Raw genomic sequence first — 24,047 nt, 5'->3', positions numbered from 1 at the left:
AGTGAAACGATGCATCGCCGATGGTAGTGTGGGGTTTCCCCATGTGAGAGTAGGTCATCGTCAAGATTCATTTCGCAAAACCCCTATCTGCGCGAGCAGGTAGGGGTTTTGTCTTTTCCGCCTTCTGCCTTCCGCCAAATCAGCCTAATCGATACCAGACTCAGTTGAGACGAAGCATGAGTGGGAGCGGGCTTGCCCCGCGATAGCAACTGCCCCGCCCGCTCAACCCCTCAAACAACGAGATCGGTGTAAAGGCCATGACACACATCAGCGCCAAACGTCTGCTCCCACAATTGGAGTCAGAGCACTAGAATAGAGCCCACGCTTTCATTCAGATTTCCTTATGCCCAACCCTGTCGACCCCCAAGTGCTGGCTCAATTACCCCTGGACGAACTCGTAGCCTGTCACGAGTGCGACCTGCTGCTGCGCAAGCCGCCCTTGCAGCATGGTGAAAAGGCACTGTGTCCGCGTTGCGGCTACGAGCTCTATGCTCACCGCTATAACGTGGTCAACCGCAGCCTGGCCCTGGTGCTGACGGCCTTGCTGCTTTATATACCGGCGAACTTCCTGCCGATCATGCAGCTGCACCTGCTCGGCCAGACCTCCGATGACACTGTCTGGAGTGGCGTATTAGGCCTGTACAACTCACAAATGCAGCTGATCGCTGTGGTGGTGTTCCTGTGCAGCATGGCCATCCCATTGCTCAAGCTGCTCTGCCAATTGGCGGTGTTGCTGAGCATCCGCCTGAACATCGGGCGCAGTTATGGCTTGCTGATCTACCGCATTTACCACCATCTGAAAGAGTGGGGCATGCTTGAGGTGTACTTCATGGGCGTTTTGGTGGCCATCGTCAAATTGGTCGACCTTGCGCAACTGACAATCGGCCTGGGTCTGTTTTGCTTCATTAGCCTGTTACTGGTTCAGGTCTGGCTGGAAGTGGTGATGTCGCCCCACCAGATCTGGGTGGCCTTGTCGGGGGAGGACCTGCATGCGGGCGATTGATGCAGGTATTTTGGTGTGCAATGAATGCCATGAGCTGAACAGACAGCAAGCGGATGCGACTTCGCAGACCTGTACCCGCTGTGGCGCCATCGTACATGCCCGCCGCCCTAACAGCATCGTGCGCACCTGGGCGCTGCTGATCACGGCATTGGTGCTGTACATCCCAGCCAATGTGCTGCCAATCATGACCGTCAGCTCGCTGGGCAAGGGCAGTCCGGACACCATCATGTCCGGGGTTATCACGTTGATGAAGCACGGCATGCTGCCTATTGCTGCGGTGGTGTTCATCGCCAGTATCCTGGTGCCCACCTTCAAGCTGGTTGGCATTGGTCTTTTGCTGTACTCGGTGCAGCGCCATCAGCCCTTGTCGGCGCGCCAGCGCATATGGATGTACCGCTTCATTGAATTCATCGGACGCTGGTCGATGCTGGATATCTTCGTCATTGCCATCTTGGTGGCAGTGGTGAATTTCGGCCGCATCGCCAGTGTCGAAGCCAACCTGGGGGCCATCGCCTTCGCCTCTGTGGTGATTCTGACGATGCTCGCTGCTTTAACTTTTGATCCCCGACTGATCTGGGATAACACGGAGTCGGATGACGACCATGAGTGATGTGCCTACGGCTAAAACCCGCCCAGCTTCGAATTGGTCGGCCATCTGGATCCTGCCGCTGATCGCCTTGATCATTGGTGGCTGGCTCGGCTGGCAGGCCTATCGCGATGCCGGCGTCGAGATTCAAGTGCGTTTCGAGTCGGGTGAGGGGATTGTCGCCAACAAGACCGAAGTCATCTACAAAGGTATGCCGGTGGGTAAGGTCACCGCCTTGGTGCTCGATGCCAAGGGCAGCAATACCGGGGTGATCGCCACCATTGAAATGAACAAGGCGGCAGACGAGCACCTGACCACCGGAACCCGCTTCTGGCTGGTCAAGCCGAGCGTCACCCTCGCCGGTATCTCGGGCCTGGAAACACTGGTATCGGGTAATTACATCGCCGTCGACCCCGGCAAGGGCGAGCCGACCAAGCGCTTCAAGGCCTTGTCGGCAGCGCCGCCGCTGTCTGATGCCGAGCCTGGCCTGCACCTGACCCTGAAGGCCGACCGGCTCGGCTCGCTCAACCGCGACAGCCCGGTGTTCTACAAGCAGATCCAGGTCGGTCGGGTGAAGAGCTATCGCCTGTCCGATGACCAGGACACCGTCGAGGTCAAAGTCTTCATCCAGCCTGCCTATGCCAGCCTGGTGCGCAAACACACGCGTTTCTGGAACGCCAGCGGCATCAGCATCGATGCCGACCTGTCCGGGGTCAAAGTGCGCAGCGAGTCGCTGAGCAGCATCGTTGCCGGCGGTATCGCATTCGCCACCCCTGAACATCGCAAGGACAGCCCACCCACCGACCCAAGCCTGCCATTCCGCCTCTATGAGGACTTCGACGCAGCGCAGGCGGGCATCCGCATCAAGGTTCGGCTGAGCGACTTTGAAGGCCTGCAAGCCGGGCGTACGCCTGTGCTGTACAAAGGCATTCAGGTTGGCTCGCTGAAGACCCTGAAAATCGAAGATGACCTGACCAGTGCAATGGCTGAGCTGACCCTCGATCCGCTCGCTGAAGACTATCTGGTCGAAGGCACGCAGTTCTGGGTGGTCAAGCCGTCCATTTCCCTGGCCGGTATCACCGGTCTGGAAGCCTTGGTCAAAGGTAACTACATCGCCATTCGCCCAGGTGAGAAGGGCGCACGCCCGCAACGCGAGTTCGAAGCCCGGCCCAAAGCGCCGCCACTGGACTTGAAAGCCCCAGGTTTGCACATGGTGCTGTTCGCTGACACGCTCGGCTCGCTCGAGGTTGGCAGCCCGGTGATGTACCGCCAAGTCAAAGTAGGTAGCGTGCAGAGCTACCAGTTCGCGCGCAACAGCAAGCGCATCCTGATCGGTGTGCACATCGAGAAGGAGTACGCCAACCTGGTCAACGGTTCGAGCCGCTTCTGGAATGCCAGCGGCATTACCCTCACCGGTGGGCTTTCGGGGATCAAGGTCAAGAGCGAGTCGCTGCAGACCCTCATGGCGGGCGGTATCGCTTTCGATACGCCAAGGCCGGATGTGAAGCTCAAGCGGCATATTCCACGTTTCCGTCTGCATGACAGCGAAGAGGCGGTGAATCGCGCAGGCACCCTAATCACCATTCGCGTCGATCGCGCTGACGGCTTGAAGCCCGGTACGCCGATTCGCTTCCGTGGCCTGGATGTCGGCAGTATCGAAAGTACGGATCTGACCGATGATCTACAGGCTGTGCTGCTCAGGGCGCGGATTACCGAAGCCGCCGAACGCATTACCCGGGTCGGCACGCAGTTCTGGGTGGTTAAGCCCGCGTTGGGCCTGGTGCGCACTGAAAACCTCGATACCCTCATCGGCGGTCAGTATCTGGAAGTGCAGCCTGCTCTGAAGAACCAGGGCCCTCAGCGTGATTTCATCGCCCTAGACCAAGCACCTGAGGTAGTGGGGCAGGAGATCGGACTGCCGCTGACCCTCAGCGCGCCGCGCCGAGGATCGATCAAGCCGGGCGTGCCGGTGACTTATCGTGAAGTGGCGGTGGGTAAGGTGACAGGTTTCGAGCTGGGCCAGAGTGCTGATCGTGTACTGATCCATATCCTCATCGAGCCACGCTATGCGGCGCTGGTGCGCGGCGGCAGCCGGTTCTGGAACAGCAGCGGCTTTGGCTTCGACTGGGGCCTGTTCAAAGGCGCTACGGTACGTACCGAGTCGCTGGAGACCCTGATAGACGGCGGCATCGCCTTTGCCACCCCTGATGGCGAGCAGATGGGCAACCCGGCGCGGCCGCAGCAGACCTTCGCCTTGTTCGACAAGCCCGAAGAGGCCTGGCTGCAGTGGGCGCCAAAGATTCAGCTAGGCAAATAGAGCCACCGGCGTCCATTCGCTCCCACAAGATCTGCGCTGACTCAACAACAGCGCAGCCCCTGTGGGGGCGGGCTTGCCTGCGAAGAGGTCGACGCCGACCCAGACTCAAATCACAGGCAATAAAAAACCGACCCTAGGGTCGGTTTTTGGACAAGCGCGTCGCTTAGGCAGCTGCAGCTTCTTTCAGCGCCTTGATGTGGCCATTCAGACGGCCTTTGTGGCGAGCAGCCTTGTTCTTGTGGATGATGCCTTTGTCGGCCATACGGTCGATTACAGGCACAGCCAGGGTGTAGGCGGCTTGCGCTTTTTCGGCGTCTTTTGCGTCAATGGCTTTAACTACATTCTTGATGTAGGTGCGGACCATGGAACGCAGGCTGGCGTTGTGGCTGCGACGCTTCTCAGCCTGTTTTGCGCGTTTCTTGGCGGAAGGTGAGTTGGCCACCGTCGAGCTCCTTGAAAGACTTTAGGAAAATAGCAAACAAAATAGGCCGCGAATCATGCCGATGCATACGACGGATGTCAAGGCCACCTGCAGGGTTCCGCCGAGTGGTGGGTCCGCGAGAGGGAAATATTCCTTTCTGCGCCGCGACCTGTAAACTCGGGAATTTTGGCTCCCCTGCGAAGGCGCGGGAGTATCGCACATCTGGACGTCATTAGTAGCGTCCTCCGTCCCCGGCGTGAAAATTTTTCGATGAACCTGCTCAAATCCCTGGCTGCAGTCAGTTCCATCACCATGATTTCGCGGGTGTTGGGCTTCGTCCGCGACACCATCCTGGCGCGCGTTTTTGGCGCCGGCGTTGCCACCGACGCCTTTTTCATCGCCTTCAAGCTGCCCAATCTGCTACGCCGGATCTTCGCCGAAGGTGCTTTCTCCCAGGCCTTCGTGCCGATTCTGGCCGAATACAAGACCCAGCAGGGCGAGGAGGCGACCCGTACCTTCGTCGCCTATATAAGTGGCTTGTTGACCTTGGTCCTGGCGTTGGTCACTGCGCTGGGCATTCTTGCCGCGCCGTGGGTGGTCTGGATCACCGCGCCTGGATTTGTTGATGACGCGGAAAAATACGCGCTGACCACCGACCTGCTGCGGGTGACCTTCCCCTATATATTGCTGATCTCGCTGTCGTCGCTGGTAGGCGCGATCCTCAATACCTGGAACCGTTTCTCGGTCCCGGCGTTCACCCCGACCCTGCTCAACGTCGCGATGATCGCCTTCGCCCTGCTGCTTACCCCGTACTTCGATCCACCCATCATGGCCCTGTCCTGGGGTGTGCTGGCCGGCGGGCTGGCCCAGCTGCTGTATCAACTGCCAGCGCTGAAGAAGATCGGTATGCTTGTGCTGCCACGCCTGAACCTGCGCGATAGCGGGGTGTGGCGCGTGCTCAAGCAGATGCTGCCGGCGATCCTTGGCGTCTCGGTCAGCCAGATCTCGCTGATCATCAACACCATCTTCGCCTCGTTCCTGGTGGCAGGTTCGGTGTCGTGGATGTACTACGCCGATCGTCTGATGGAGCTGCCGTCCGGGGTGCTGGGCGTGGCCCTGGGCACGATCTTGCTGCCAACCCTGGCCAAGACCTATGCCAACCGCGACCGCGATGAGTACTCGCGGATTCTCGACTGGGGCCTGCGCCTGTGCTTCTTGCTGGTGCTGCCGTGTACCCTGGCTCTGGCAATTCTGGCCGAGCCGCTGACCGTGGCACTGTTCCAGTACGGCAAGTTCACCGCCTTCGACGCGGCCATGACCCAGCGCGCGCTGATCGCCTATTCGGTCGGCCTGCTGGCGATCATCCTGGTCAAGGTGCTGGCCCCAGGCTTCTATGCCCAGCAAAATATCCGCACTCCAGTAAAAATCGCGATCTTCACCCTGATCTCCACCCAGCTGCTCAACCTGGTGCTGGTCGGCCCGCTTGCCCACGCCGGCCTGGCCCTGGCGATCAGCATGGGTGCCTGCCTCAACGCCGGCTTGCTGTTCTGGAAGCTGCGCAGCCAGGACCTGTTCCAGCCGCAGCCGGGCTGGACGCGGTTCCTGCTCAAGCTGGTGCTGGCGGTGGGCTTGATGTCAGCGGTGTTGCTGGCTGGCATGCACTACATGCCAGCCTGGGAGCTGGGCGGGATGCTCGAGCGTTTCCTGCGTTTGGGCGCGTTGATCGCAGCGGGCGTGGTGACCTATTTTGGTTGCCTGTACCTGTGCGGTTTCCGCCCCCGGCATTTTGCCCGCAAGGCCCTGCACTGAGGCGCTGACCGGCCAAGCGTCGGTTTTTCACATTCCACGCCACCCCATGGCGCTGCTGCCTGTCACCAGCGCCCGGGTGTGGTTATAATCGACCACTTTATGAGCAAGAAGCGCGTTATGCAGCTGGTTCGAGGTCTTCACAACCTGCGCCCCGAGCATCGGGGCTGTGTCGCCACCATTGGCAACTTCGACGGGGTTCACCGTGGCCACCAGGCAATCCTGGCGCGCCTGCGTGAGCGCGGCCAGGAGCTGGGCCTGCCCACCTGCGTGGTGATCTTCGAACCGCAGCCCCGCGAGTACTTCGCGCCCGAGACCGCCCCTGCGCGCCTGGCCCGCTTGCGCGACAAGGTCGAGCTGCTCGCCGGCGAGGGTATCGACCGGGTGCTGTGCCTGGCCTTCAACCAGCGCCTGAGCAAGCTCAGTGCCGATGCCTTCGTCAAGGCGATTCTGGTCGATGGCCTGGGTGTGCGCCACCTGGAGGTCGGCGACGACTTCCGCTTTGGTTGCGACCGCGCAGGCGACTTCGCTTTCCTGGTCGAAGCCGGCAAACAGTATGGCTTTAGCGTCGAAGCGGCCAATACCGTGGTCCAGGACGGCCTGCGCGTGAGCAGCACCAAAGTGCGCACCGCGCTGGCCAACGCCGACTTCGAGCTTGCCGCGCACCTGCTCGGCCGGCGCTACACCATTACCGGGCGTGTGCTGCATGGCCAGAAGCTGGCCCGCCAACTCGGTACGCCGACCGCCAACATCCAGCTCAAGCGCCGCCGGGTCCCGCTCAGCGGGGTCTACCTGACCAGCGCCGAGATCGACGGCAAGGTCTGGCCGGGTGTGGCCAATATCGGAGTACGCCCCACCGTCGCGGGTGACGGGCGTCCTCACCTTGAGATTCATCTATTGGATTTTGCCGGCGACCTGTATGGCCGGCGCCTGACGGTGGAATTCCACCAAAAGCTGCGCGAAGAGCAGCGATTCGCCTCCCTGGAGGCGCTGAAGTCGGCGATCGACGCGGACATCGCCGCCGCACGTGCCCACTGGCACGCTCAACCGCTAACGAAGAGCCTGAAATGACCGACTACAAAGCCACGCTTAACCTTCCGGACACCGCCTTCCCGATGAAGGCCGGCCTGCCCCAGCGCGAACCGCAGATCCTGCAGCGCTGGGACAGCATTGGCCTGTACCGGAAGTTGCGCGAAATTGGCAAGGATCGTCCCAAGTTCGTCCTGCACGACGGCCCACCCTATGCCAACGGCAAGATCCACATCGGTCATGCGCTGAACAAGATTCTCAAGGACATGATTGTCCGCTCCAAGACCCTGTCCGGTTTCGACGCGCCGTATGTCCCGGGCTGGGACTGCCATGGCCTGCCGATCGAACACAAGGTCGAAGTCACCCACGGCAAGCACCTGAGCGCCGACCAGACCCGCGAGCTGTGCCGCGCCTATGCTGCCGAGCAGATCGAAGGGCAGAAGACCGAGTTCATCCGCCTGGGTGTGCTGGGTGACTGGGAGAATCCCTACAAGACGATGAACTTCGCCAACGAAGCGGGCGAGATCCGCGCGCTGGCCGAAATCGTCAAGCAAGGCTTCGTGTTCAAGGGTCTCAAGCCTGTGAACTGGTGCTTCGACTGTGGCTCGGCACTGGCCGAAGCCGAAGTCGAGTACGCCGACAAGAAGTCGCAGACCATCGACGTCGCCTTCCCGGTTGCCGACGCTGACAAGCTGGCCGCCGCCTTCGGCCTGGCCAGCCTGGCCAAGCCCACTGCCATCGTGATCTGGACCACCACCCCGTGGACCATCCCGGCCAACCAGGCGCTGAACATCCACCCGGAGTTCAACTACGCCCTGGTCGATACCGGCGAGCGTCTGCTGGTGCTGGCTGAAGAGCTGGTCGAGGCGTGCCTCAAGCGCTACAACCTGGAAGGCTCGGTGATCGCTACCGCGCCAGGTTCGGCGCTGGAACTGATCAACTTCCGCCACCCGTTCTACGACCGCCTGTCGCCGATCTACCTGGCCGACTACGTCGAGCTGGGCGCCGGCACCGGTGTGGTTCACTCCTCGCCTGCCTATGGTGAAGACGACTTCGTCACCTGCAAGCGCTATGGCATGGTCAACGACGACATCCTCACTCCGGTACAAAGCAATGGCGTGTACGTGCCGAGCCTGGAATTCTTCGGTGGCCAGTTCATCTGGAAAGCCAACCCGGCAATCGTCGACAAGCTGCAGGAAGTCGGTGCGCTGCTGCACACCGAGACCATCAGCCACAGCTACATGCACTGCTGGCGCCACAAGTCGCCGCTGATCTACCGCGCCACCGCGCAGTGGTTCATCGGCATGGACCGCAAGCCAAACACCGGCGACACCCTGCGCGAGCGCGCGCTCAAGGCCATCGAAGAGACCAAGTTCGTTCCGGCCTGGGGCCAGGCCCGCCTGCACGCGATGATCGCCAACCGTCCCGACTGGTGCATCTCGCGTCAGCGTAACTGGGGCGTACCGATCCCGTTCTTCCTCGACAAGCAAAGCGGTGAGCTGCACCCGCGTACCGCTGAACTGATGGAAGAAGTCGCCAAGCGCGTCGAGCAAGAGGGCATCGAAGCCTGGTTCAAGCTGGACGCCGCCGAACTGCTCGGCGCCGAAGCCGACCAGTACGACAAGATCACCGACACCCTCGACGTCTGGTTCGACTCAGGTACCACCCACTGGCACGTGCTGCGCGGCTCGCACGACATCGGCCATGCCACCGGCCCGCGTGCCGACCTGTACCTGGAAGGGTCCGACCAGCACCGTGGTTGGTTCCACTCCTCGTTGCTGACCGGCTGCGCCATCGACAACCACGCGCCGTACCGCGAGCTGCTGACGCACGGCTTCACCGTCGATGAAAACGGCCGCAAGATGTCCAAGTCGCTGGGCAACACCATCGAGCCGCAGAAGGTCAACGACACCCTGGGCGCCGACATCATGCGCCTGTGGGTTTCGGCCACTGACTATTCCGGCGAGATGGCGGTCTCCGACCAGATCCTGCAGCGCAGCGCCGACGCCTACCGGCGGATCCGTAACACCGCGCGCTTCCTGCTTTCCAACCTGTCCGGCTTCGACCCGGCCCGCGACCTGCTGCCGGCCGAAGACATGCTGGCGCTGGATCGCTGGGCAGTGGACCGCACCCTGCTGCTGCAACGCGAGCTGGAAGAGCACTACAGCGAGTACCGTTTCTGGAACGTCTACTCGAAGATCCACAACTTCTGCGTGCAGGAGCTGGGCGGCTTCTACCTCGACATCATCAAGGACCGCCAGTACACCACCGGCGCCAACAGTGTCGCCCGCCGTTCCTGCCAGACCGCGCTGTACCACATCAGCGAGGCCCTGGTGCGCTGGATCGCGCCGATCCTGGCGTTCACCGCCGATGAGCTGTGGCAGTACCTGCCGGGCGAGCGCAACGAATCGGTGATGCTCAACACCTGGTATGAAGGGTTGTCCGAGCTGCCAGAAGGCTTCGAGCTGGATCGCGCCTACTGGGACCGCGTCATGGCGGTCAAGGCAGCGGTCAACAAAGAGCTGGAGAACCAGCGTGCGGCCAAAGCCATCGGTGGCAACCTGCAGGCAGAAGTCACCCTGTTCGCCGAAGAAGGCCTGAGCGCCGATCTGGCCAAGCTGGGCGACGAGCTGCGCTTCGTGCTGATCACCTCCGCCGCCAGCGTGGTGCCGTTCGTACAGGCGCCGGCCGATGCCGTAGCTACCGAAGTCGAAGGCCTGAAGCTCAAAGTGGTCAAGTCCGGTCACGCCAAGTGCGGCCGTTGCTGGCACTTCCGCGCCGACGTCGGGGCTAATCCTGAGCATCCAGAAATCTGCTCGCGTTGCGTCGACAACCTGAGCGGTTCCGGTGAGGTGCGCCACTATGCCTAACCCTGTTGCGGGGCGCTTCGGGCGCCTTGCCTGGCTCTGGCTGAGCCTGGTGGTGCTGGTCATCGACCAGGCCACCAAGGTCTATTTCGAAGGTGCCTTGAGCCTGTACCAGCAGATCGTGGTGATTCCCGACTACTTCAGCTGGACCCTGGCCTACAACACCGGCGCGGCGTTCAGCTTCCTGGCTGACAGTTCCGGCTGGCAGCGCTGGCTGTTCGCCCTGATCGCCCTGGTGGTCAGCGCCGTACTGGTGGTCTGGCTCAAGCGCCTGGGGCGCAACGAGACCTGGCTGGCAGTGGCCCTGGCCCTGGTACTGGGCGGTGCGCTGGGCAACCTGTACGACCGCATCGTGCTCGGTCACGTGGTCGACTTCATCCTGGTGCACTGGCAGAACCGCTGGTATTTCCCGGCCTTCAACGTGGCCGACAGCGCCATTACCGTCGGTGCGGTGATGCTGGCGCTGGATATGTTCAAGAGTAAGAAGTCCGAGGAGCCTGTGCATGACTGAGACCCGTATTGGCCAGAACACCGAAGTCACCCTGCACTTCGCGTTGCACCTGGAGAACGGCGACACCGTCGACAGCACGTTCGACAAGGCCCCGGCCGTGTTCAAAGTGGGTGATGGCAACCTGCTGCCTGGTTTCGAAGCCGCGCTGTTCGGCTTCAAGGCCGGTGACAAGCGCACCGTCACTGTCGCCCCAGAAAACGCCTTCGGCCAGCCGAACCCGCAGAACGTGCAAGTGATGCCGCGTTCGCAGTTCGCTGACATGGAACTCTCCGAAGGCCTGCTGGTGATCTTCAACGATGCCGCCAACGCGGAGCTGCCGGGGGTAGTCAAAGCCTTCGACGATGCCCAGGTGACCATCGACTTCAATCACCCATTGGCTGGCAAGACCCTGAGCTTCGAGGTGGAGATCCTCGCAGTGAAGGCCCTGTAAGCCAGGAGCTGAGCATGCAAATCAAACTCGCCAACCCTCGCGGCTTCTGCGCGGGGGTCGACCGGGCGATCGAGATCGTCAACCGCGCCCTGGAAGTCTTCGGCCCGCCGATCTATGTGCGTCACGAAGTGGTGCACAACAAGTTCGTGGTCGAAGACCTGCGCAACCGCGGCGCGATCTTCGTCGAGGAGCTCGACCAGGTGCCGGACGATGTCATCGTCATCTTCAGCGCCCATGGCGTTTCCCAGGCCGTGCGCCAGGAAGCGGCCGGGCGCGGCCTGAAGGTGTTCGACGCGACCTGTCCGCTGGTGACCAAGGTGCATATCGAAGTGGCCAAGTACAGCCGCGACGGGCGTGAATGCATCCTCATCGGCCACGCCGGGCACCCGGAAGTCGAAGGCACCATGGGCCAGTACGACGCCAGCAACGGCGGCTCGATCTACCTCGTCGAAGACGAGAAGGACGTGGCCAGCCTGCAAGTGCGCGACCCTGACCACCTGGCCTTCGTCACCCAGACCACGCTGTCGATGGACGACACCAGTCGCGTCATCGATGCCCTGCGCGCACGCTTCCCGAATATCGGCGGCCCGCGCAAGGACGACATCTGCTACGCCACCCAGAACCGCCAGGACGCGGTCAAGCAACTGGCAGACGAGTGCGATGTGGTGCTGGTCGTCGGTAGCCCGAACAGCTCCAACTCCAACCGCCTGCGTGAGCTGGCCGAGCGCATGGGCACCCCGGCCTACCTGATCGACGGTGCCGAAGACCTGCAGCAAGGCTGGTTCGACGGTATCGGCCGCATCGGCATCACCGCTGGCGCCTCGGCACCCGAGGTGCTGGTGCGCGGGGTGATCGACCAGCTCAAGGCGTGGGGCGCCACTGGCGCCGAAGAGCTCGACGGACGCGAGGAGAACATCACCTTCTCCATGCCCAAGGAGCTGCGGGTGCGTTCGCTGATCTGATCAGCTGCCTGCGCACAGTGGCCTTGCGGCCGCGTCTGTGCGCAGGCTCACCCTGCCGCTAGGCGCCAGCACCACCTGGCGCCGCTCGGCATCGTCGGGCTGGCCGCAGACCTCCAGCGTCCCCCCCAAGAAACCGCCATTGCCCCGCAATGGAATGCCCTGCGCACTGAACCGCACTTCATTACCCACGCTGCCGACGATCTTCAGGTTTGTGCCAAGACGTTGCTCGCGCAGCAACTCACCGCTGTGCACGTGCAGCACCCGCCAGCCGATCCCCCAGTCACCCTGTAAGGGTTGTACTGCCACCGCTTGTTGCAACAGCAAGGCTTGGCCGCGCGCACTGCGCAGTGCCTGCGCCAGTTCGCGGGCGGCGGTTGCCCGTTGCAGGTCTTTGCTGATTGCGTTGTAGGCCGGCGCCGCAAGCTGTGTCAGAACCCCGGCCAGGGCCAGCGCAAACATCATTTGTATCAGTGTTACGCCCTGTTGCTTCACGCTGCATTCCTCCCTGGAACTGCTTCGCTTTAGCTTTGCGGACGACGGCCAACGGGTCTAGTCGGCCGGATTGCTGGCAGCTAGCGGGAAATTTCCCAAGGAGCACACCCATGCGTACGAGGCAGCGTGGAATGACCTTGCTTGAGGTCATGATTGCGGTAGTGGTGCTGGCGTTGGGCTTGATTGCCAGCGCTGGGTTGCAACTGCGTGCACTGCAGGCTACCGATAACGCCCGGCGCGACACCCAAGCGGTGTACCTGGCGCAAGGCATGCTGGAAAACGCCAGGGCTGCAGGTCGGCTGGAGGCCAGCGCGCTGTCTCAGTGGCAGGCCCAGATCAAAGCGTCCTTGGGCGCACGGGCCCAGGGCAGGGTAGTGCACACCGGCGACATGCTGGTGGTGGATATCCACTGGCCGGGCGCAGGCACGGCCGAGCGCCAGGGCATCAACTTGCAAGGCCAGCTATGAGCGCCCGTCAGCACGGTTTCAGCCTGCTCGAAGGGCTGCTGGCATTGGCCTTGGGCCTTACCCTTTTGGCAGCAGCGAGCCAGGTATTCGTTGCGAGTGTGCAGAGCTGGCGGCTGCAAGGCGCTGTAGCGCAATTGCAGGACGATGCCCGCTTGGCCTTGCAGCGCATGGCGCAGGATATCCGCATGACGGGCATGTTCGGCTGCCTGCGCCTGCAACCGAGTCATTTCGAAAACCCTGCACTCGCCACGGCCTTCGCTAGCCCTGTGCAGGTCATCCAAGGCGGACAGGGCCTGAGCCTGATAGTCGCGCAATTACCTGGCAGCGGCAGCCGCCCCGCCTGGACCGTGCTGACCGACTGCCGAAGCTGGGCGCAGGTGAGAAATGGCCCACAGCCAGGCAGCGAGCAGACCCTGGCATTTGCCATCAGTCGACATACCTATCTGCTGCGCGATTCGCGCCTGACCCTGATGCGTAACGGCGCTTCGCAGCCGTTGATCGACAATGTCCGAGACCTGCGTGCAACGCTGGTGGCGAGCGAGGAAGGCGAGCGTGTCGATGTGCAATTGACCCTGTTCGACCCGCAGTTTTCCATCGAGCAACGCCATGGCATCAGTGTGGCACTCAGAAACCGGCTGCCCGAGTCATGAAGCGCCAGCGCGGCATGGTGCTGCTGATCAGCCTGGTGCTCTGTTTACTGCTCGGCTTGCTCGCGGCCTCGGCGTTAAGCGATGGCTTGCTGCAGACACGCCTGGCCAGTCAGTTGCTGGCCAACGCGCGCGCCCTGGAGCAAGCCGAAGCAGCCCTGCTGGAGGGCGCGGCGCGGCTGGTGCTTGCTCCGCCGCCAGCCTGTCAGCCGTGCATGCCCCCAGCGGATGCGTTCGACCTACGAGGCAGCCAGGGCGGCTGGCAAGCTGGCAACAGCGGCTTTTTCTTTTTGCAGAACCTGGGCGAGAGCACCCGCGCTGCGCACCTGCCGGCAGGCTTGCAGGTGACCTTGTATCGGGTCACTGCGGTAAGTCAGCAGAGCAACGCGCGGCAGGTGCTGGAAGCGGTGTACGCGATTGAAGCCGGTCAACCCACTGCGCTGCACAGAATCCTCTGGCGGCAGAGATTGAGGGAGCCATGACATGCAGCAAGGCCTGAGCCTGATCGAGTTGTTGATTGTCGTGGCCGTCACCGGCATTCTGGCAGCCATTGCCTACCCCAGTTACAGCGACCAGTTGCGCCGCGCCGCGCGCAGCGAAGTGGTCGGCCTGCTGCATGACGCCGCCTTGCGCCTGGAGCGCCACCATGCGCAGAGCGGACAGTACGTCGACAGCGACCATCAGCTAGTTTCCTTGCCCGCCGGCAGCCGCTATTACAGCCTGCACGCGCAACGTGACGACGAGCGCTTTCGGCTGCTGGCCAGGCGCTTGCCGGGTAGCTTGATGGAGCATGACCGCTGTGGCGATTTTCAGCTCGACCAGGCGGGTGTGCGCAGCAACCCCAGCAGCCAGGGCGATGAGCGCGACTGCTGGGGCGGTTGAACGGGGATATCTCGGTTTTTTCAGGTGTTGGATCGACAGATGAGCAAGCAAGTAGTGATTGTCGGCGGTGGGGTGATCGGCCTGCTGACTGCGTTCAACCTGGCGGCAAAGGTCGACCAGGTGGTGGTATGTGATCAAGGCGAAGTCGGCCGCGAATCGTCCTGGGCCGGTGGCGGCATCGTCTCGCCGCTCTATCCCTGGCGCTACAGCCCGGCCGTGACCGCCCTGGCGCACTGGTCGCAGGATTTTTATCCACAGCTGGGCGAGCGCCTGTTCGCCAGTACAGGTGTCGATCCCGAAGTGCACACCACCGGCCTGTACTGGCTCGACCTCGATGACCAAGCTGATGCGTTGGCTTGGGCCGAGCGCGAGCAGCGTCCGCTGAGCGCTGTGGATATCTCGGCCGCGTACGACGCCGTGCCCGTGCTGGGTGCGGGCTTCAAGCGGGCGATCTTCATGGAGGGCGTGGCCAACGTGCGTAATCCGCGCTTGGTCAAATCGCTCAAGGCCGCGCTGCTGGCGCTGCCGAACGTGAGCGTGCGCGAGCACTGCCAGATCACGGGTTTCTCTCAGCACGCTGGACGCATCACTGGCGTGCAGACCGCCGAAGGTGTGCTCAGTGCCGATGAGGTGGTGCTCAGCGCTGGCGCTTGGAGTGGCGATCTGCTGCGCACGCTGGGCCTGGAGTTGCCGGTCGAGCCGGTCAAAGGGCAGATGATCTTGTTCAAGTGCGCGGAAGATTTCTTGCCGAGCATGGTCCTGGCCAAAGGGCGTTATGCGATCCCTCGGCGCGATGGGCATATTCTGGTGGGCAGTACCCTGGAGCATGCGGGCTATGACAAGACGCCGACCGAGGATGCGCTTGAAAGCTTGAAAGCCTCGGCGGTGGAGCTGTTACCGGCGTTGGCCGATGCCACTGTGGTGGGGCATTGGGCGGGGTTGCGGCCAGGCTCGCCTGAGGGCGTTCCGTATATCGGGCCGGTGCCGGGGCATCAGGGGTTGTGGTTGAACTGTGGGCATTACCGCAATGGCCTGGTGCTGGCGCCAGCATCGTGCCAGCTGTTTTGCGATCTGTTGACCGGTGCCGAGCCGATCATCGATCCAGCGCCGTACACCCCGGCTGGGCGTTTGGGCTGAAATCGCTATCGCGGGGCAAGCCCGCTCCCACGCAGGGCCACTTGACGTAAGCGGGCTTGCAACTTGGCGTGGGAGCGGGCTTGCCCCGCGATAGCGATGGCGAAGGCACCGCTTAACCCACGACTGGCGCCTGCAAATGCCGACTCGGATAATGCTGCTCATACACCTTGCACACCCGCAGCACCTGCTCATCGGCAAATCGCCCAGCCACCACCTGCAGCCCCACCGGTAGCCCCTCGCGAGTAAACCCGCAAGGCACCGACGCCGCTGGCTGTTGGGTCAAGTTGAACGGATAGCTGAACGGCGTCCACTCCATCCACTGGTCCATGCCTGACCCAGGCGGCACATTGTGCCCGGCCTCGAACGCCACCAGCGGCATCATCGGCGACACCAGCACGTCATAGCGCTGATGGAAGGCATTCATCCGCGCCACCAACTCAGCCCGTGCTTCCAGTGCCTCGGTGTACTGATTCAGGCTGATATCCGCACCGCGCTCGGCGATCCAGCGCAACCCCGGGTCGAGCAGGTCACGCTGCGCCGGCGACAATTGGCTGGCCAGCCGCGCCGCCCCGGCGAACCACAAGGTGTTGAAGGTATCGAGCGGATCGGAAAAACCCGGATCGACTTCCTCCACCTGCGCGCCCAACCGTGCCAGGCGTTGCACTGCTTGCGCGGTCAGCGCCTGAATCTGCGGGTCGACCTTCACGTAGCCAAAATCGGCGCTGTAGGCGATGCGCAGGCCGCTCAGATCTTGATCGTCACTCAACCACGGCACCTGCCGCGGTGCCCCGGCCAGGCCGTCGCGTGGATCGGGCCGAGCCACGCAATCGAGCATCAGCACCGCATCATCGACCGTTCGGGTCATCGGCCCCAGGTGCGACAGCAGGGTCATGGCGCTGGCCGGCCACTGCGGCACATAACCAAAGGTCGGCTTGATCCCGAAGGTGCCAGTGAAGGCACAGGGAATGCGGATCGAACCACCGGCATCGCTGCCCTGATGCAACACGCCAAGGTTGAGCGCTGCTGCCGCCGCCGCACCGCCCGACGAGCCACCTGCGGTCAGGCGCGTGTCCCAAGGATTGCGGGTAATGCCATACAGCGGATTGTCAGTGACGCCTTTCCAGCCGAACTCGGGCGTGGTGGTCTTGCCCACCAGTACCGCCCCGGCCTCACGCATGAAGGCAGAGAAGGGCGCGTCCACCTCCCAAGGGCCAGCCGCCGACGTGGTCAGCGAGCCCTTGCGCGTGGGCATGCCGCGGGTCAGGGTCAGGTCTTTGATCGAAGCAGGCACGCCATCCAGCCGGCCACAGGGTTCGCCGCGCTGCCAGCGTTGTTCGCTGGCGCGGGCGGCGGCGCGAGCGCCTTCGCCGTCGACATGGCAATAGGCGTTCACTGCCGGATTGTGGCGATCGATGCGCGCCAGTACATCGTCAACCACCTCGACAGGTGACAGCTGGCGCTGGCGGAACAGCTCAAGCAGTTCGACGGCGGTGAGTTCGCCGATAGCGGTCTTGCCAGTCATCTCAATGGGCTCCCTGATTGGCGGCCTGGAACATGGCGCGCAGCAGTACGTCGCAACCGTCGGCCAGATCCTGTGGCGCGGCGTTCTCGATCTCGTTATGGCTGATACCACCTTCGCAAGGCACGAAGATCATCCCGGCAGGGCCCAGCTCGGCGACGAAGATCGCATCATGGCCAGCGCCGCTGACGATATCCATATGGCTCAGGCCCAGCTCGCGGGCGCCCTGGCGCACGGCATCGACGCACTGCTCGGCGAAGTACAGCGGGGGGAAGTCGGCAGTCGGCGTGAGTTCGACGCTCAGGCCATGCTTGGCCGCGCTCGCCTCGATCACTTCGCGCACCTCGGCGACCATCGCGTCGAGGTGGCCGGGGTCGAGGTGGCGCAGGTCGATGGTCATCTGCACCTGCCCAGGAATGACGTTGCGCGAGCCAGGGTGCACGTTCAGGCAACCGACCGTGCCACAGGCGTGCGGCTGGTGAGCGTGGGCGATGCGGTTGACCGCCGCGACCACTTCAGCGGCGCCGACCAGGGCGTCTTTACGCAGGCGCATTGGGGTAGGGCCGGCGTGGGCTTCGACGCCGGTCAGCACCAGGTCGAACCACTTCTGCCCCAGGCAGCCCTGCACCACGCCGATCGTGGTACGCAGGTCTTCGAGCACCGGCCCCTGCTCGATATGCGCCTCGAAATAGGCGCCCACCGCATGCCCGGTCGGCACGCGTGGGCCGGCATAGCCGATGCGCTGCAACTCAGCCCCCACCGACAGCCCCTGATCGTCGACCTTGTCCAAGGTCTCCTGCAGGCCGAACTTGCCGGCAAACACGCCTGAACCCATCATGCACGGCGGGAAGCGCGAGCCCTCCTCGTTGGTCCACACCACCACTTCCAGTGGCGCTTCGGTGCTCAGGCCAAGGTCATTGAGAGTGCGGATCACCTCCAGCCCGGCCATCACCCCATAGCAACCGTCGAACTTGCCGCCGGTGGGCTGGGTGTCGATATGGCTGCCGGTCATCACCGGTGGCAAGTCAGGATTACGCCCCGGCCGACGGGCGAAGATATTGCCAATGGCGTCAACGCTCACCGTACATCCGGCATCCGTGCACCACTGCACGAACAGGTCGCGCGCCTGGCGGTCGAGGTCGGTCAAGGCCAGGCGGCACACGCCACCCTTTTGCGTGGCTCCCAGGCGGGCCAGGTCCATCAACGATTGCCACAGGCGTTCGCGGCTGACCAGCGCGCCTTGGCCAAGCAGGTGTTGCGAGGGATCGATGCGGGTATTCATGGTCCATCTCTCCTAATGCAAATCTCATGGATTTAGCAGGGACCCTGTAGGAGCGGGCTTGCCCGCGAAGAGGCCGGTTCAGGCCTCATCGGTGGATGGCAAGGGCTGCGCCCTTGTTCGCGGGCAAGCCCGCTCCCACAGGGTTTTGTAGTGTCTGCACAGCGTCCGGGGCTAGGCGCTCAGGGCCAGGTAGCGGTTCTTGATGCTCGGGTCGGCGCGAAACTGCTCGGCGCTGCCCTGGTAGGCCACCCGGCCTTGTTCGAGCACGTAGTGGCGGTCGGCGAGGGCGTCGCAGACCTTGAGGTTCTGCTCCACCAGCAGGATCGACAGGCCTTCGTCCTTGATCCGCCGCAGGATCTTCACCAGCTCATCGACGATCACCGGCGCCAGGCCCTCGGTCGGTTCATCGAGAATCAGCAGCTTCGGGTCATTGAGTAGCGCACGGGCGATGGCCAGCATCTGCTGTTCACCGCCAGACAGGGCAAAGCCATTGTTGCGCCGACGCTCCTTGAGCCGTGGGAACATCGCGTAGACATCCTCCAGCTGCCAGCGGCTATCCTTGCGCGCGGCAATCTTGAGATTCTCCTCGACGTTGAGCTGGCGGAAGATCCCGCGATGCTCGGGCACCAGTGCGATGCCCTGGCGAGCGATGTCGAAAATCTCGCGGCCGACCAACGCCTGGCCGTTGAACTGGATCTGCCCCTGCCGGGGCCGGACGATGCCGAGAATGCTGCGCAGGGTGGTGGTCTTGCCGGCGCCGTTGCGTCCGAGCAGGGTCACCAGTTCACCGGCCTCCACTTTCAGTGAGACCCCTTCGAGCACATGGCTCTTGTCGTAGTAGGAATGGATCGAATCGACGCTGAGCATCAGGCGGCCTCTCCAAGGTAGGCGGTGCGCACGCGCTCGTCATTGCGCACCTGGTCCGGGGTGCCTTCGACCAGGATCTGGCCGTGGCTCATGACAGTGATGCGCTGGCTGATCGACATGACGATGCTCATGTTGTGCTCGATCAGCAGCACGGTGTGGTCGCGACCCAGGTCGCTGATCAGCTCGGTCATCACCGGAATGTCATCGATGCCCATGCCCGAGGTGGGTTCATCGAGCATCAGCAGGGTAGGCTTGGCGCAAATCGACATGCCCACTTCCAGCACCCGCTGCTGGCCGTGCGACAGCTCGCCAGCCAGGGTTTCGGCGCGGCCGTTGAGCTTGAGCCGCTCCAGCACCTGGTCGGCGGTGTCCCAGTGGCTGCGCTTGTGCTCGACACTGCGCCAGAAGTTCAGCGCACCGAGGCCATCGCGGCCTTGCGCGGCCAGGCGCAGGTTCTCGCGTACGCTGAGGTTCTGGAACAGGCTGGTGAGCTGGAACGAGCGCGCCAGGCCCAGCGCCACCCGGCCGTGGGAGGGTTTGCGGATGATGTCCTGGTCGTTGAACAGGATCTTGCCAGCGGTGGCCTGGCGCTCGCCGGTCAGGCAGTGGAACAGGCTGGTCTTGCCGGCGCCGTTGGGGCCGATGACCGTGTGGATGGTGCCCGCGCGGACCTTCAGGTCTACCCCATCGACGGCGCGGAACGGCCCATAGGCTAACTGCAGATTGCGGGTTTCCAGGAGAAATTCACTCATCACAGGGTCTCCTTGGTCTTGGCATCGAGGGTGCGCGAGGGTTGCAGACGCTTGACCAGGTCGGCCAGGCCGCCCCACAAGCCGCCACGCATGAACACCACCACCAGGATCAGAATCGCCCCCAGCAGCATCAGCCAGCGCGGCCATAGCTCCGACAGCACATCGCCAAGCACGACGATGGCGCCGGCGCCCAGCAGCGAGCCGAACAGCGAGCCGGTGCCGCCGACGATGGTCATGATCAGGATGTTTTCGCTCATCATCAGGTCGATGTTCGACAGCGGCGCGAAGTGCAGCAGCATCGCGTACAGCGCCCCGGCGATGCCGGTGATGGCGCCAGACAGCATGAACACCAGGATCTTGAAGTGGCGAATGTCGTAGCCAATCGCCGCGGCGCGGGTCTCGTTCTCGCGGATCGCCAGCAAGGTACTGCCAAAGGGCGAGCGGATCACCCGCAGGGCGCCAGCGAAGATCAGCAGGAACAACACGGCGACGAAGGCATAGAAGTGCCGTGGGTCAGCCAGGTCGACCAGCACGTGGCCGGCGATCTCGATGTTCGGCCGCGGCACATCGAGCAGGCCGTTGTCGCCGCCGGTCCAGCCGCTCAGGGTGTAGGCGAGGAAATACGCCATCTGGCTGAAGGCCAAGGTCAGCATGACGAAGTAGATGCCCTTGCGGCGGATCGCCAAGGCGCCGACCAGCAACGCCAACAGGGCACCGAACAGCGCCGCGCCGACCAGCGCGCCGAGCATGCCCCAGTGCAGGTGGATCATCAGCAGCGCCGCGCCATAGGCGCCCGCGCCGAAGAAGATGCCCTGGCCAAACGACAACAGCCCGGTGTAGCCCAGTAGCAGGTTACAGGCCAGCGCCGCGAGGCCGAAGATCAGGATCTCGGTAGCCAGGGTCGCCGACGGCAAGATCAGCGGCAGGCCGATCAGGCTGACGATCAGCAGCAACAGCAGGGCAGGGCCGTGACCCTTGGCCACTGCCAGTGGATTCTTGTCAGTCATCTTCATGCTCTCCCGAACAGGCCGTAGGGACGAACCAGGATCACCGCCGCCATCGCGCCGTAGATCATCAGGCTGGCGCCTTGCGGCCAGAGGCTGGTCATCATACTTTGCACCACACCCACCAGCAGCCCGCCCACCAGCGCGCCGCCGAACGAGCCCATGCCCCCGATCACCACCACCACGAAGGCGATACCGAGGATCTCCGGGCCAACGAACGGCTGGGCACCGCGCAGCGGCGCGAACAACACCCCGGCGACACCGGCCAGGCCAACGCCAAGGGCGAAGGTCAGGGAGAACAGGCGGAAGATGTTGGTGCCCAGCAGCGACACGGTTTCGGTGCTTTCACTGCCAGCCCGCACCAGGGCGCCGAAGCGGGTGCGCTCCAGCAGCAGCCACAGGCCCAGGCCGATCAGCGCTGCGAAGCCGATCAGGAACAGGCGGTAGTAGGGGTAGATGAAGTCGCCGACGATCAGTACCCCGCGCAGCTCCGGCGGCACCGCGATGTGCTTGCCGACCGGGCCCCAGATCAGCACCGAGGCTTCCTGGATGATCAGCGCGATGCCGAGGGTGACGAGGATCTGGAAGGTGTGTGGCAGGTGGTAGATGCGCTTGATCAGCACGCGCTCGACCGCCCAGGCCAGGGCCGCCACCGCCAGGGGCGCGATCAGCAGCGCCAGCCAGAAGTTACCGGTCAGGGCCACGGCGGTGTAGCACAGGTAGGCGCCGAGCAAGAAGAACGCGCCATGGGCGAAGTTGACGAAGTTGAGCAGGCCGAAAATGATCGTCAGGCCCACGGCGATGAGGAAGTAGATCATCCCCAGCCCTAGGCCGTTGAGCAGCTGGAACAGGTACAAATCGAGCATGGAAGTGCCCTCTGCAGCGCGCCGAGCGCCTGCATCTGTGCAAAAAAATGGGACCAGCGCCGCGGCTCAGGCCAGGGCGCAACCGGTGTGATCGACCTCGACGAACGAGCGGCCGGCGCTGAGCACCTCGGCCAGATCGTCTTCATCGCGCATCTGCGCCTGCGGCTTGCCCCGCAGCAGGTAGTAGTCCTTGAGCACCTGGTGATCGCCTGGGCGGATCAGCTCCTCGCCGGTCGGCCCCTGGAAGCGCATGCCCTGTAGCGCCTGGGATACCGCCGCACCATCGAGGCTGCCGGCTTTGACGATGGCCTCGAGCATGACCTTGGTGCCGATGTAGTCGGCGGCCAGCGGGTAGTTGGGGTTGATGCCGTAGGCCTTGCGGGTGGCTGCGACCAGCTCGCGGTTCAGCGGGGTGTCGACCTGGTGCCAGTACTGCGCGCCGAGGTAGACGCCTTCAAGTACATCGCTGCCCAGCTCCTGGAACTGATCCAGGCCGGCCGACCACACCAGCAGCACTTTCATCCGCTCCTTGATGCCGAAATTGACCGCCTGACGCAGGGCGTTGGATGACTGGCTGCCGAAGTTGAGCAACACCAGTACGTCGGGCTTGGAGGCGATGGCGTTGGTCAGGTAGCCGGAGAATTCCTGCTCTTGCAGCGAGTGGTAGCTGTTGCCGATGTGTTCGATGCCGTGCTCGGCGAATACCTTGCGCGCGTTGTCCAGCAGGGCATCGCCGAACACGTATTGCGGGGTGATGGTGTACCAGCGCTTGGCCTCGGGCAGCAGCTTGATCATCGGCACCAAGGTTTCGCGAATGGCCCCGTAGGTCGGCACCGACCAGCGGAAGGTCGAGCTGTTGCAGTCCTTGCCGGTGATCTCGTCGGCGCCGACCGGGGTCATGAACACGCCGCCGGCCTTGTGAATCTCCTTGGACACCGCCAGCGCCGAGGAGGACAGGGTGCAGCCCTGGAAGAAGCGCGCGCCATCCTGGCCGATGGCTTCCTGAACCTTGCGTACCGCTTTACCGGCGTTGCCCTCGGTGTCGATGACCTTGTACTTCAACGGTCGGCCGAGCAATTGCGGGTGTTCGGCAATGGCCAGGCGCGAACCCATGTCGGCGTACTTGCCATAACTGGCAAACGCCCCGGACATCGACTTCAGTCCGTAGAAGGTCAGCGGCTCTTCGGCGAATGCCCGGTGCGCTCCGAGGGGGAGGCTACCGAGGGCACCCAGGGCAAGGCCTGCCTTGAGCAGGGTACGTCTTTGCATGAGTAACTCCTTGGTTGTGGTTATTAGGCAGGAGTGGCAATGACAAAGCGGGTACGGCTGGGCCTGTGCGCAGGCCTCTGTCCAGGCGGATCAGTGGTGGTGATCGAACTCCAGCAGGAAGTTGCGGGCGACCTCGCCTTCGAGCGCGGTCATGTGGTGTTCGGCGTCGCACATGTGCTCGTGCATCAGACGGCGCACGGCCTGTTCGTCGCTGGCGCGTAATGCCAGCAACAGTTGCTTGTGGTAGTCGATGTTGGCTGCGGCGAACTGCTGGCGCTTGGGCAGGTAGGCTTTTTTCAGCACCACCAGGTCGCGCAGCAGGTCGTTGAGAAACACCGCCATGAAGCTCAGCAACGGGTTGGGGCAGCGGCGGGCGAGCAGGGTGTGGAACTCAAGCTCGGCCAGGCGTTGTTCGCGCTGGCCCTCTTCGCTGTCTTCCGGGGCGCTGCAGAAATCGATGTTGGCCTGCAGAGCCGCGTAGTCGTCTTCGCTCAGCTTGCCCATCACCGACACCGCCAGCTCCACTTCGATGACCTTGCGCAACTGGTAGACCTGCTCGCCGTCCAGGTGCTGGAAGTGCAGGTAGTTGCGCAGGGCGCGGCTGGCCGGTTCAGTGCCGACTTCATTGAGGTAGGCGCCGCCGCTGGGGCCGGTGCGGGTACTGACCAGGCCTTCGACTTCCAGGGCCTTGAGTGCTTCACGGGCGGTGCCCTTGGAGCATTCGAAGTGCTCCATCAGCTCGCGCTCGGTGGGCAGGCGGTCACCCGGGTGCAGGGCCTCGGTGACGATCGAGCGCTTCACCGATTCGACGATCATGTCGGAGAGCTTCTGGCGTTTGCGCTTGGGTTTGAGCATGGCTGCTAATTTTTCATATTTATGCGGATAAATAGGATTTAGCGAACTTTGCTCGGGTGGGTCAATGGTGGCGGCG

Annotated in this window: 24 protein-coding genes; 14 read left to right on the top strand and 10 right to left on the bottom strand. The window is 63.2% G+C overall.

The annotated features are described in order from the left end of the window. Positions 1-343 precede the first annotated feature (343 nt). Genes OIU19_RS24665 through OIU19_RS24655 form a run of 3 tightly spaced genes read left to right on the top strand, consistent with a single transcriptional unit; the run spans position 344 to position 3,906 of the window. On the top strand, positions 344-1,003 hold the full coding sequence (locus tag OIU19_RS24665; RefSeq protein WP_264237202.1) for a paraquat-inducible protein A: 660 nt from the start codon (positions 344-346) through the stop codon (positions 1,001-1,003). Next, complete coding sequence (locus tag OIU19_RS24660) at positions 990-1,613, top strand: paraquat-inducible protein A (RefSeq protein ID WP_264237201.1); 624 nt, start codon at positions 990-992, stop codon at positions 1,611-1,613. Before OIU19_RS24665 ends, OIU19_RS24660 begins: the two co-directional genes overlap by 14 nt. Next, positions 1,606-3,906 (top strand): PqiB family protein, encoded by a 2,301-nt coding sequence (locus tag OIU19_RS24655; RefSeq protein ID WP_264237200.1) that lies wholly within the window; start codon positions 1,606-1,608, stop codon positions 3,904-3,906. The genes OIU19_RS24660 and OIU19_RS24655 overlap by 8 nt, the downstream gene beginning before the upstream one ends. Before the next feature lie 163 nt (positions 3,907-4,069). Here OIU19_RS24655 and rpsT read toward each other — a convergent pair whose 3' ends face one another. After that, positions 4,070-4,348: a 30S ribosomal protein S20 gene (gene rpsT / locus OIU19_RS24650; RefSeq protein ID WP_010220592.1), complete on the bottom strand. Its 279-nt coding sequence runs from the start codon at positions 4,346-4,348 to the stop codon at positions 4,070-4,072. 249 nt (positions 4,349-4,597) lie between these two features. On the opposite strand from rpsT, the gene murJ reads away from it, so the two are divergent. The 6 genes from murJ (at position 4,598) to ispH (ending at position 11,932) form a co-directional block, all read left to right on the top strand. After that, positions 4,598-6,136, top strand: coding sequence for a murein biosynthesis integral membrane protein MurJ (gene murJ, locus OIU19_RS24645; protein ID WP_264237199.1), 1,539 nt, complete (start codon positions 4,598-4,600; stop codon positions 6,134-6,136). 117 nt (positions 6,137-6,253) lie between these two features. After that, positions 6,254-7,204, top strand: a complete 951-nt coding sequence (ribF, locus tag OIU19_RS24640; protein ID WP_186553667.1) for a bifunctional riboflavin kinase/FAD synthetase — start codon at positions 6,254-6,256, stop codon at positions 7,202-7,204. Beyond that, entirely contained in the window at positions 7,201-10,032 is a 2,832-nt protein-coding gene (ileS, locus tag OIU19_RS24635; RefSeq protein ID WP_264237198.1) for an isoleucine--tRNA ligase, read from the top strand. Before ribF ends, ileS begins: the two co-directional genes overlap by 4 nt. Continuing rightward, positions 10,025-10,540, top strand: a complete 516-nt coding sequence (lspA, locus tag OIU19_RS24630) for a signal peptidase II (protein WP_186553669.1) — start codon at positions 10,025-10,027, stop codon at positions 10,538-10,540. Before ileS ends, lspA begins: the two co-directional genes overlap by 8 nt. Continuing rightward, positions 10,533-10,970 carry an FKBP-type peptidyl-prolyl cis-trans isomerase gene (gene fkpB, locus OIU19_RS24625; protein WP_186553670.1) on the top strand — a complete coding sequence of 146 codons (438 nt, stop codon included), beginning with the start codon at positions 10,533-10,535 and terminating at the stop codon, positions 10,968-10,970. The genes lspA and fkpB overlap by 8 nt, the downstream gene beginning before the upstream one ends. A 14-nt stretch (positions 10,971-10,984) precedes the next feature. Next, positions 10,985-11,932, top strand: coding sequence for a 4-hydroxy-3-methylbut-2-enyl diphosphate reductase (gene ispH / locus OIU19_RS24620; protein ID WP_186553671.1), 948 nt, complete (start codon positions 10,985-10,987; stop codon positions 11,930-11,932). Here ispH and OIU19_RS24615 read toward each other — a convergent pair whose 3' ends face one another. Next, positions 11,933-12,424: a GspH/FimT family pseudopilin gene (locus OIU19_RS24615; RefSeq protein WP_264237197.1), complete on the bottom strand. Its 492-nt coding sequence runs from the start codon at positions 12,422-12,424 to the stop codon at positions 11,933-11,935. A 110-nt stretch (positions 12,425-12,534) separates the two neighbouring features. Here OIU19_RS24615 and pilV point away from each other — a divergent pair, with 110 nt between their 5' ends. From pilV to thiO, 5 genes are read left to right on the top strand one after another with little or no spacing between them, the layout of a single operon-like run. Continuing rightward, positions 12,535-12,891, top strand: a complete 357-nt coding sequence (gene pilV, locus OIU19_RS24610) for a type IV pilus modification protein PilV (protein WP_264237196.1) — start codon at positions 12,535-12,537, stop codon at positions 12,889-12,891. Then, positions 12,888-13,541 carry a PilW family protein gene (locus OIU19_RS24605; RefSeq protein WP_264237195.1) on the top strand — a complete coding sequence of 218 codons (654 nt, stop codon included), beginning with the start codon at positions 12,888-12,890 and terminating at the stop codon, positions 13,539-13,541. Before pilV ends, OIU19_RS24605 begins: the two co-directional genes overlap by 4 nt. Next, a complete protein-coding gene (locus OIU19_RS24600) occupies positions 13,538-14,020 on the top strand; it encodes a hypothetical protein (protein ID WP_264237194.1) in 483 nt (160 codons plus the stop codon). The genes OIU19_RS24605 and OIU19_RS24600 overlap by 4 nt, the downstream gene beginning before the upstream one ends. A 1-nt stretch (position 14,021) precedes the next feature. Next, a complete protein-coding gene (locus tag OIU19_RS24595) occupies positions 14,022-14,420 on the top strand; it encodes a type IV pilin protein (protein ID WP_264237193.1) in 399 nt (132 codons plus the stop codon). Positions 14,421-14,459: 39 nt separating this feature from the next. Beyond that, positions 14,460-15,557, top strand: a complete 1,098-nt coding sequence (thiO, locus tag OIU19_RS24590) for a glycine oxidase ThiO (protein ID WP_264237192.1) — start codon at positions 14,460-14,462, stop codon at positions 15,555-15,557. A 112-nt stretch (positions 15,558-15,669) separates the two neighbouring features. On the opposite strand, the gene OIU19_RS24585 is transcribed toward thiO, so the two are convergent. The 8 genes from OIU19_RS24585 to OIU19_RS24550 form a co-directional block, all read right to left on the bottom strand. Beyond that, the gene (locus tag OIU19_RS24585; RefSeq protein ID WP_264237191.1) at positions 15,670-17,079 is read right to left on the bottom strand and encodes an amidase; all 1,410 of its coding nucleotides are present in this window, start codon (positions 17,077-17,079) and stop codon (positions 15,670-15,672) included. A gap of 1 nt (position 17,080) precedes the next feature. Continuing rightward, positions 17,081-18,358: a Zn-dependent hydrolase gene (locus tag OIU19_RS24580; RefSeq protein ID WP_264237190.1), complete on the bottom strand. Its 1,278-nt coding sequence runs from the start codon at positions 18,356-18,358 to the stop codon at positions 17,081-17,083. 171 nt (positions 18,359-18,529) lie between these two features. After that, the gene (locus OIU19_RS24575) at positions 18,530-19,225 is read right to left on the bottom strand and encodes an ABC transporter ATP-binding protein (protein WP_186553679.1); all 696 of its coding nucleotides are present in this window, start codon (positions 19,223-19,225) and stop codon (positions 18,530-18,532) included. Then, complete coding sequence (locus OIU19_RS24570) at positions 19,225-19,977, bottom strand: ABC transporter ATP-binding protein (protein WP_264237189.1); 753 nt, start codon at positions 19,975-19,977, stop codon at positions 19,225-19,227. The genes OIU19_RS24575 and OIU19_RS24570 overlap by 1 nt, the downstream gene beginning before the upstream one ends. Continuing rightward, a complete protein-coding gene (locus OIU19_RS24565) occupies positions 19,977-20,984 on the bottom strand; it encodes a branched-chain amino acid ABC transporter permease (RefSeq protein ID WP_264237188.1) in 1,008 nt (335 codons plus the stop codon). Before OIU19_RS24565 ends, OIU19_RS24570 begins: the two co-directional genes overlap by 1 nt. A 2-nt stretch (positions 20,985-20,986) precedes the next feature. Beyond that, complete coding sequence (locus tag OIU19_RS24560; RefSeq protein ID WP_264237187.1) at positions 20,987-21,847, bottom strand: branched-chain amino acid ABC transporter permease; 861 nt, start codon at positions 21,845-21,847, stop codon at positions 20,987-20,989. A 66-nt stretch (positions 21,848-21,913) separates the two neighbouring features. After that, complete coding sequence (locus OIU19_RS24555) at positions 21,914-23,116, bottom strand: ABC transporter substrate-binding protein (RefSeq protein WP_186553683.1); 1,203 nt, start codon at positions 23,114-23,116, stop codon at positions 21,914-21,916. Positions 23,117-23,206: 90 nt separating this feature from the next. Continuing rightward, positions 23,207-23,971, bottom strand: a complete 765-nt coding sequence (locus tag OIU19_RS24550; RefSeq protein WP_264237185.1) for a FadR/GntR family transcriptional regulator — start codon at positions 23,969-23,971, stop codon at positions 23,207-23,209. Positions 23,972-24,047: the final 76 nt, after the last annotated feature.

The sequence above is a fragment of the Pseudomonas sp. BT-42-2 genome (assembly GCF_025847435.2).
Classification (GTDB): domain Bacteria; phylum Pseudomonadota; class Gammaproteobacteria; order Pseudomonadales; family Pseudomonadaceae; genus Aquipseudomonas; species Aquipseudomonas urmiensis.
This window is presented reverse-complemented; position numbering and strand designations above follow the sequence as displayed.

Coding starts and splice junctions, on each gene's coding strand:
- OIU19_RS24665 (WP_264237202.1), top strand. CDS start 344: ATGCCCAACCCTGTCGACCCCCAAGTGCTGGCTCAATTACCCCTGGAC.
- OIU19_RS24660 (WP_264237201.1), top strand. CDS start 990: ATGCGGGCGATTGATGCAGGTATTTTGGTGTGCAATGAATGCCATGAG.
- OIU19_RS24655 (WP_264237200.1), top strand. CDS start 1,606: ATGAGTGATGTGCCTACGGCTAAAACCCGCCCAGCTTCGAATTGGTCG.
- murJ (WP_264237199.1), top strand. CDS start 4,598: ATGAACCTGCTCAAATCCCTGGCTGCAGTCAGTTCCATCACCATGATT.
- ribF (WP_186553667.1), top strand. CDS start 6,254: ATGCAGCTGGTTCGAGGTCTTCACAACCTGCGCCCCGAGCATCGGGGC.
- ileS (WP_264237198.1), top strand. CDS start 7,201: ATGACCGACTACAAAGCCACGCTTAACCTTCCGGACACCGCCTTCCCG.
- lspA (WP_186553669.1), top strand. CDS start 10,025: ATGCCTAACCCTGTTGCGGGGCGCTTCGGGCGCCTTGCCTGGCTCTGG.
- fkpB (WP_186553670.1), top strand. CDS start 10,533: ATGACTGAGACCCGTATTGGCCAGAACACCGAAGTCACCCTGCACTTC.
- ispH (WP_186553671.1), top strand. CDS start 10,985: ATGCAAATCAAACTCGCCAACCCTCGCGGCTTCTGCGCGGGGGTCGAC.
- pilV (WP_264237196.1), top strand. CDS start 12,535: ATGCGTACGAGGCAGCGTGGAATGACCTTGCTTGAGGTCATGATTGCG.
- OIU19_RS24605 (WP_264237195.1), top strand. CDS start 12,888: ATGAGCGCCCGTCAGCACGGTTTCAGCCTGCTCGAAGGGCTGCTGGCA.
- OIU19_RS24600 (WP_264237194.1), top strand. CDS start 13,538: ATGAAGCGCCAGCGCGGCATGGTGCTGCTGATCAGCCTGGTGCTCTGT.
- OIU19_RS24595 (WP_264237193.1), top strand. CDS start 14,022: ATGCAGCAAGGCCTGAGCCTGATCGAGTTGTTGATTGTCGTGGCCGTC.
- thiO (WP_264237192.1), top strand. CDS start 14,460: ATGAGCAAGCAAGTAGTGATTGTCGGCGGTGGGGTGATCGGCCTGCTG.
- OIU19_RS24585 (WP_264237191.1), bottom strand. CDS start 17,079: ATGACTGGCAAGACCGCTATCGGCGAACTCACCGCCGTCGAACTGCTT.
- OIU19_RS24580 (WP_264237190.1), bottom strand. CDS start 18,358: ATGAATACCCGCATCGATCCCTCGCAACACCTGCTTGGCCAAGGCGCG.
- OIU19_RS24575 (WP_186553679.1), bottom strand. CDS start 19,225: ATGCTCAGCGTCGATTCGATCCATTCCTACTACGACAAGAGCCATGTG.
- OIU19_RS24570 (WP_264237189.1), bottom strand. CDS start 19,977: ATGAGTGAATTTCTCCTGGAAACCCGCAATCTGCAGTTAGCCTATGGG.
- OIU19_RS24565 (WP_264237188.1), bottom strand. CDS start 20,984: ATGACTGACAAGAATCCACTGGCAGTGGCCAAGGGTCACGGCCCTGCC.
- OIU19_RS24560 (WP_264237187.1), bottom strand. CDS start 21,847: ATGCTCGATTTGTACCTGTTCCAGCTGCTCAACGGCCTAGGGCTGGGG.
- OIU19_RS24555 (WP_186553683.1), bottom strand. CDS start 23,116: ATGCAAAGACGTACCCTGCTCAAGGCAGGCCTTGCCCTGGGTGCCCTC.
- OIU19_RS24550 (WP_264237185.1), bottom strand. CDS start 23,971: ATGCTCAAACCCAAGCGCAAACGCCAGAAGCTCTCCGACATGATCGTC.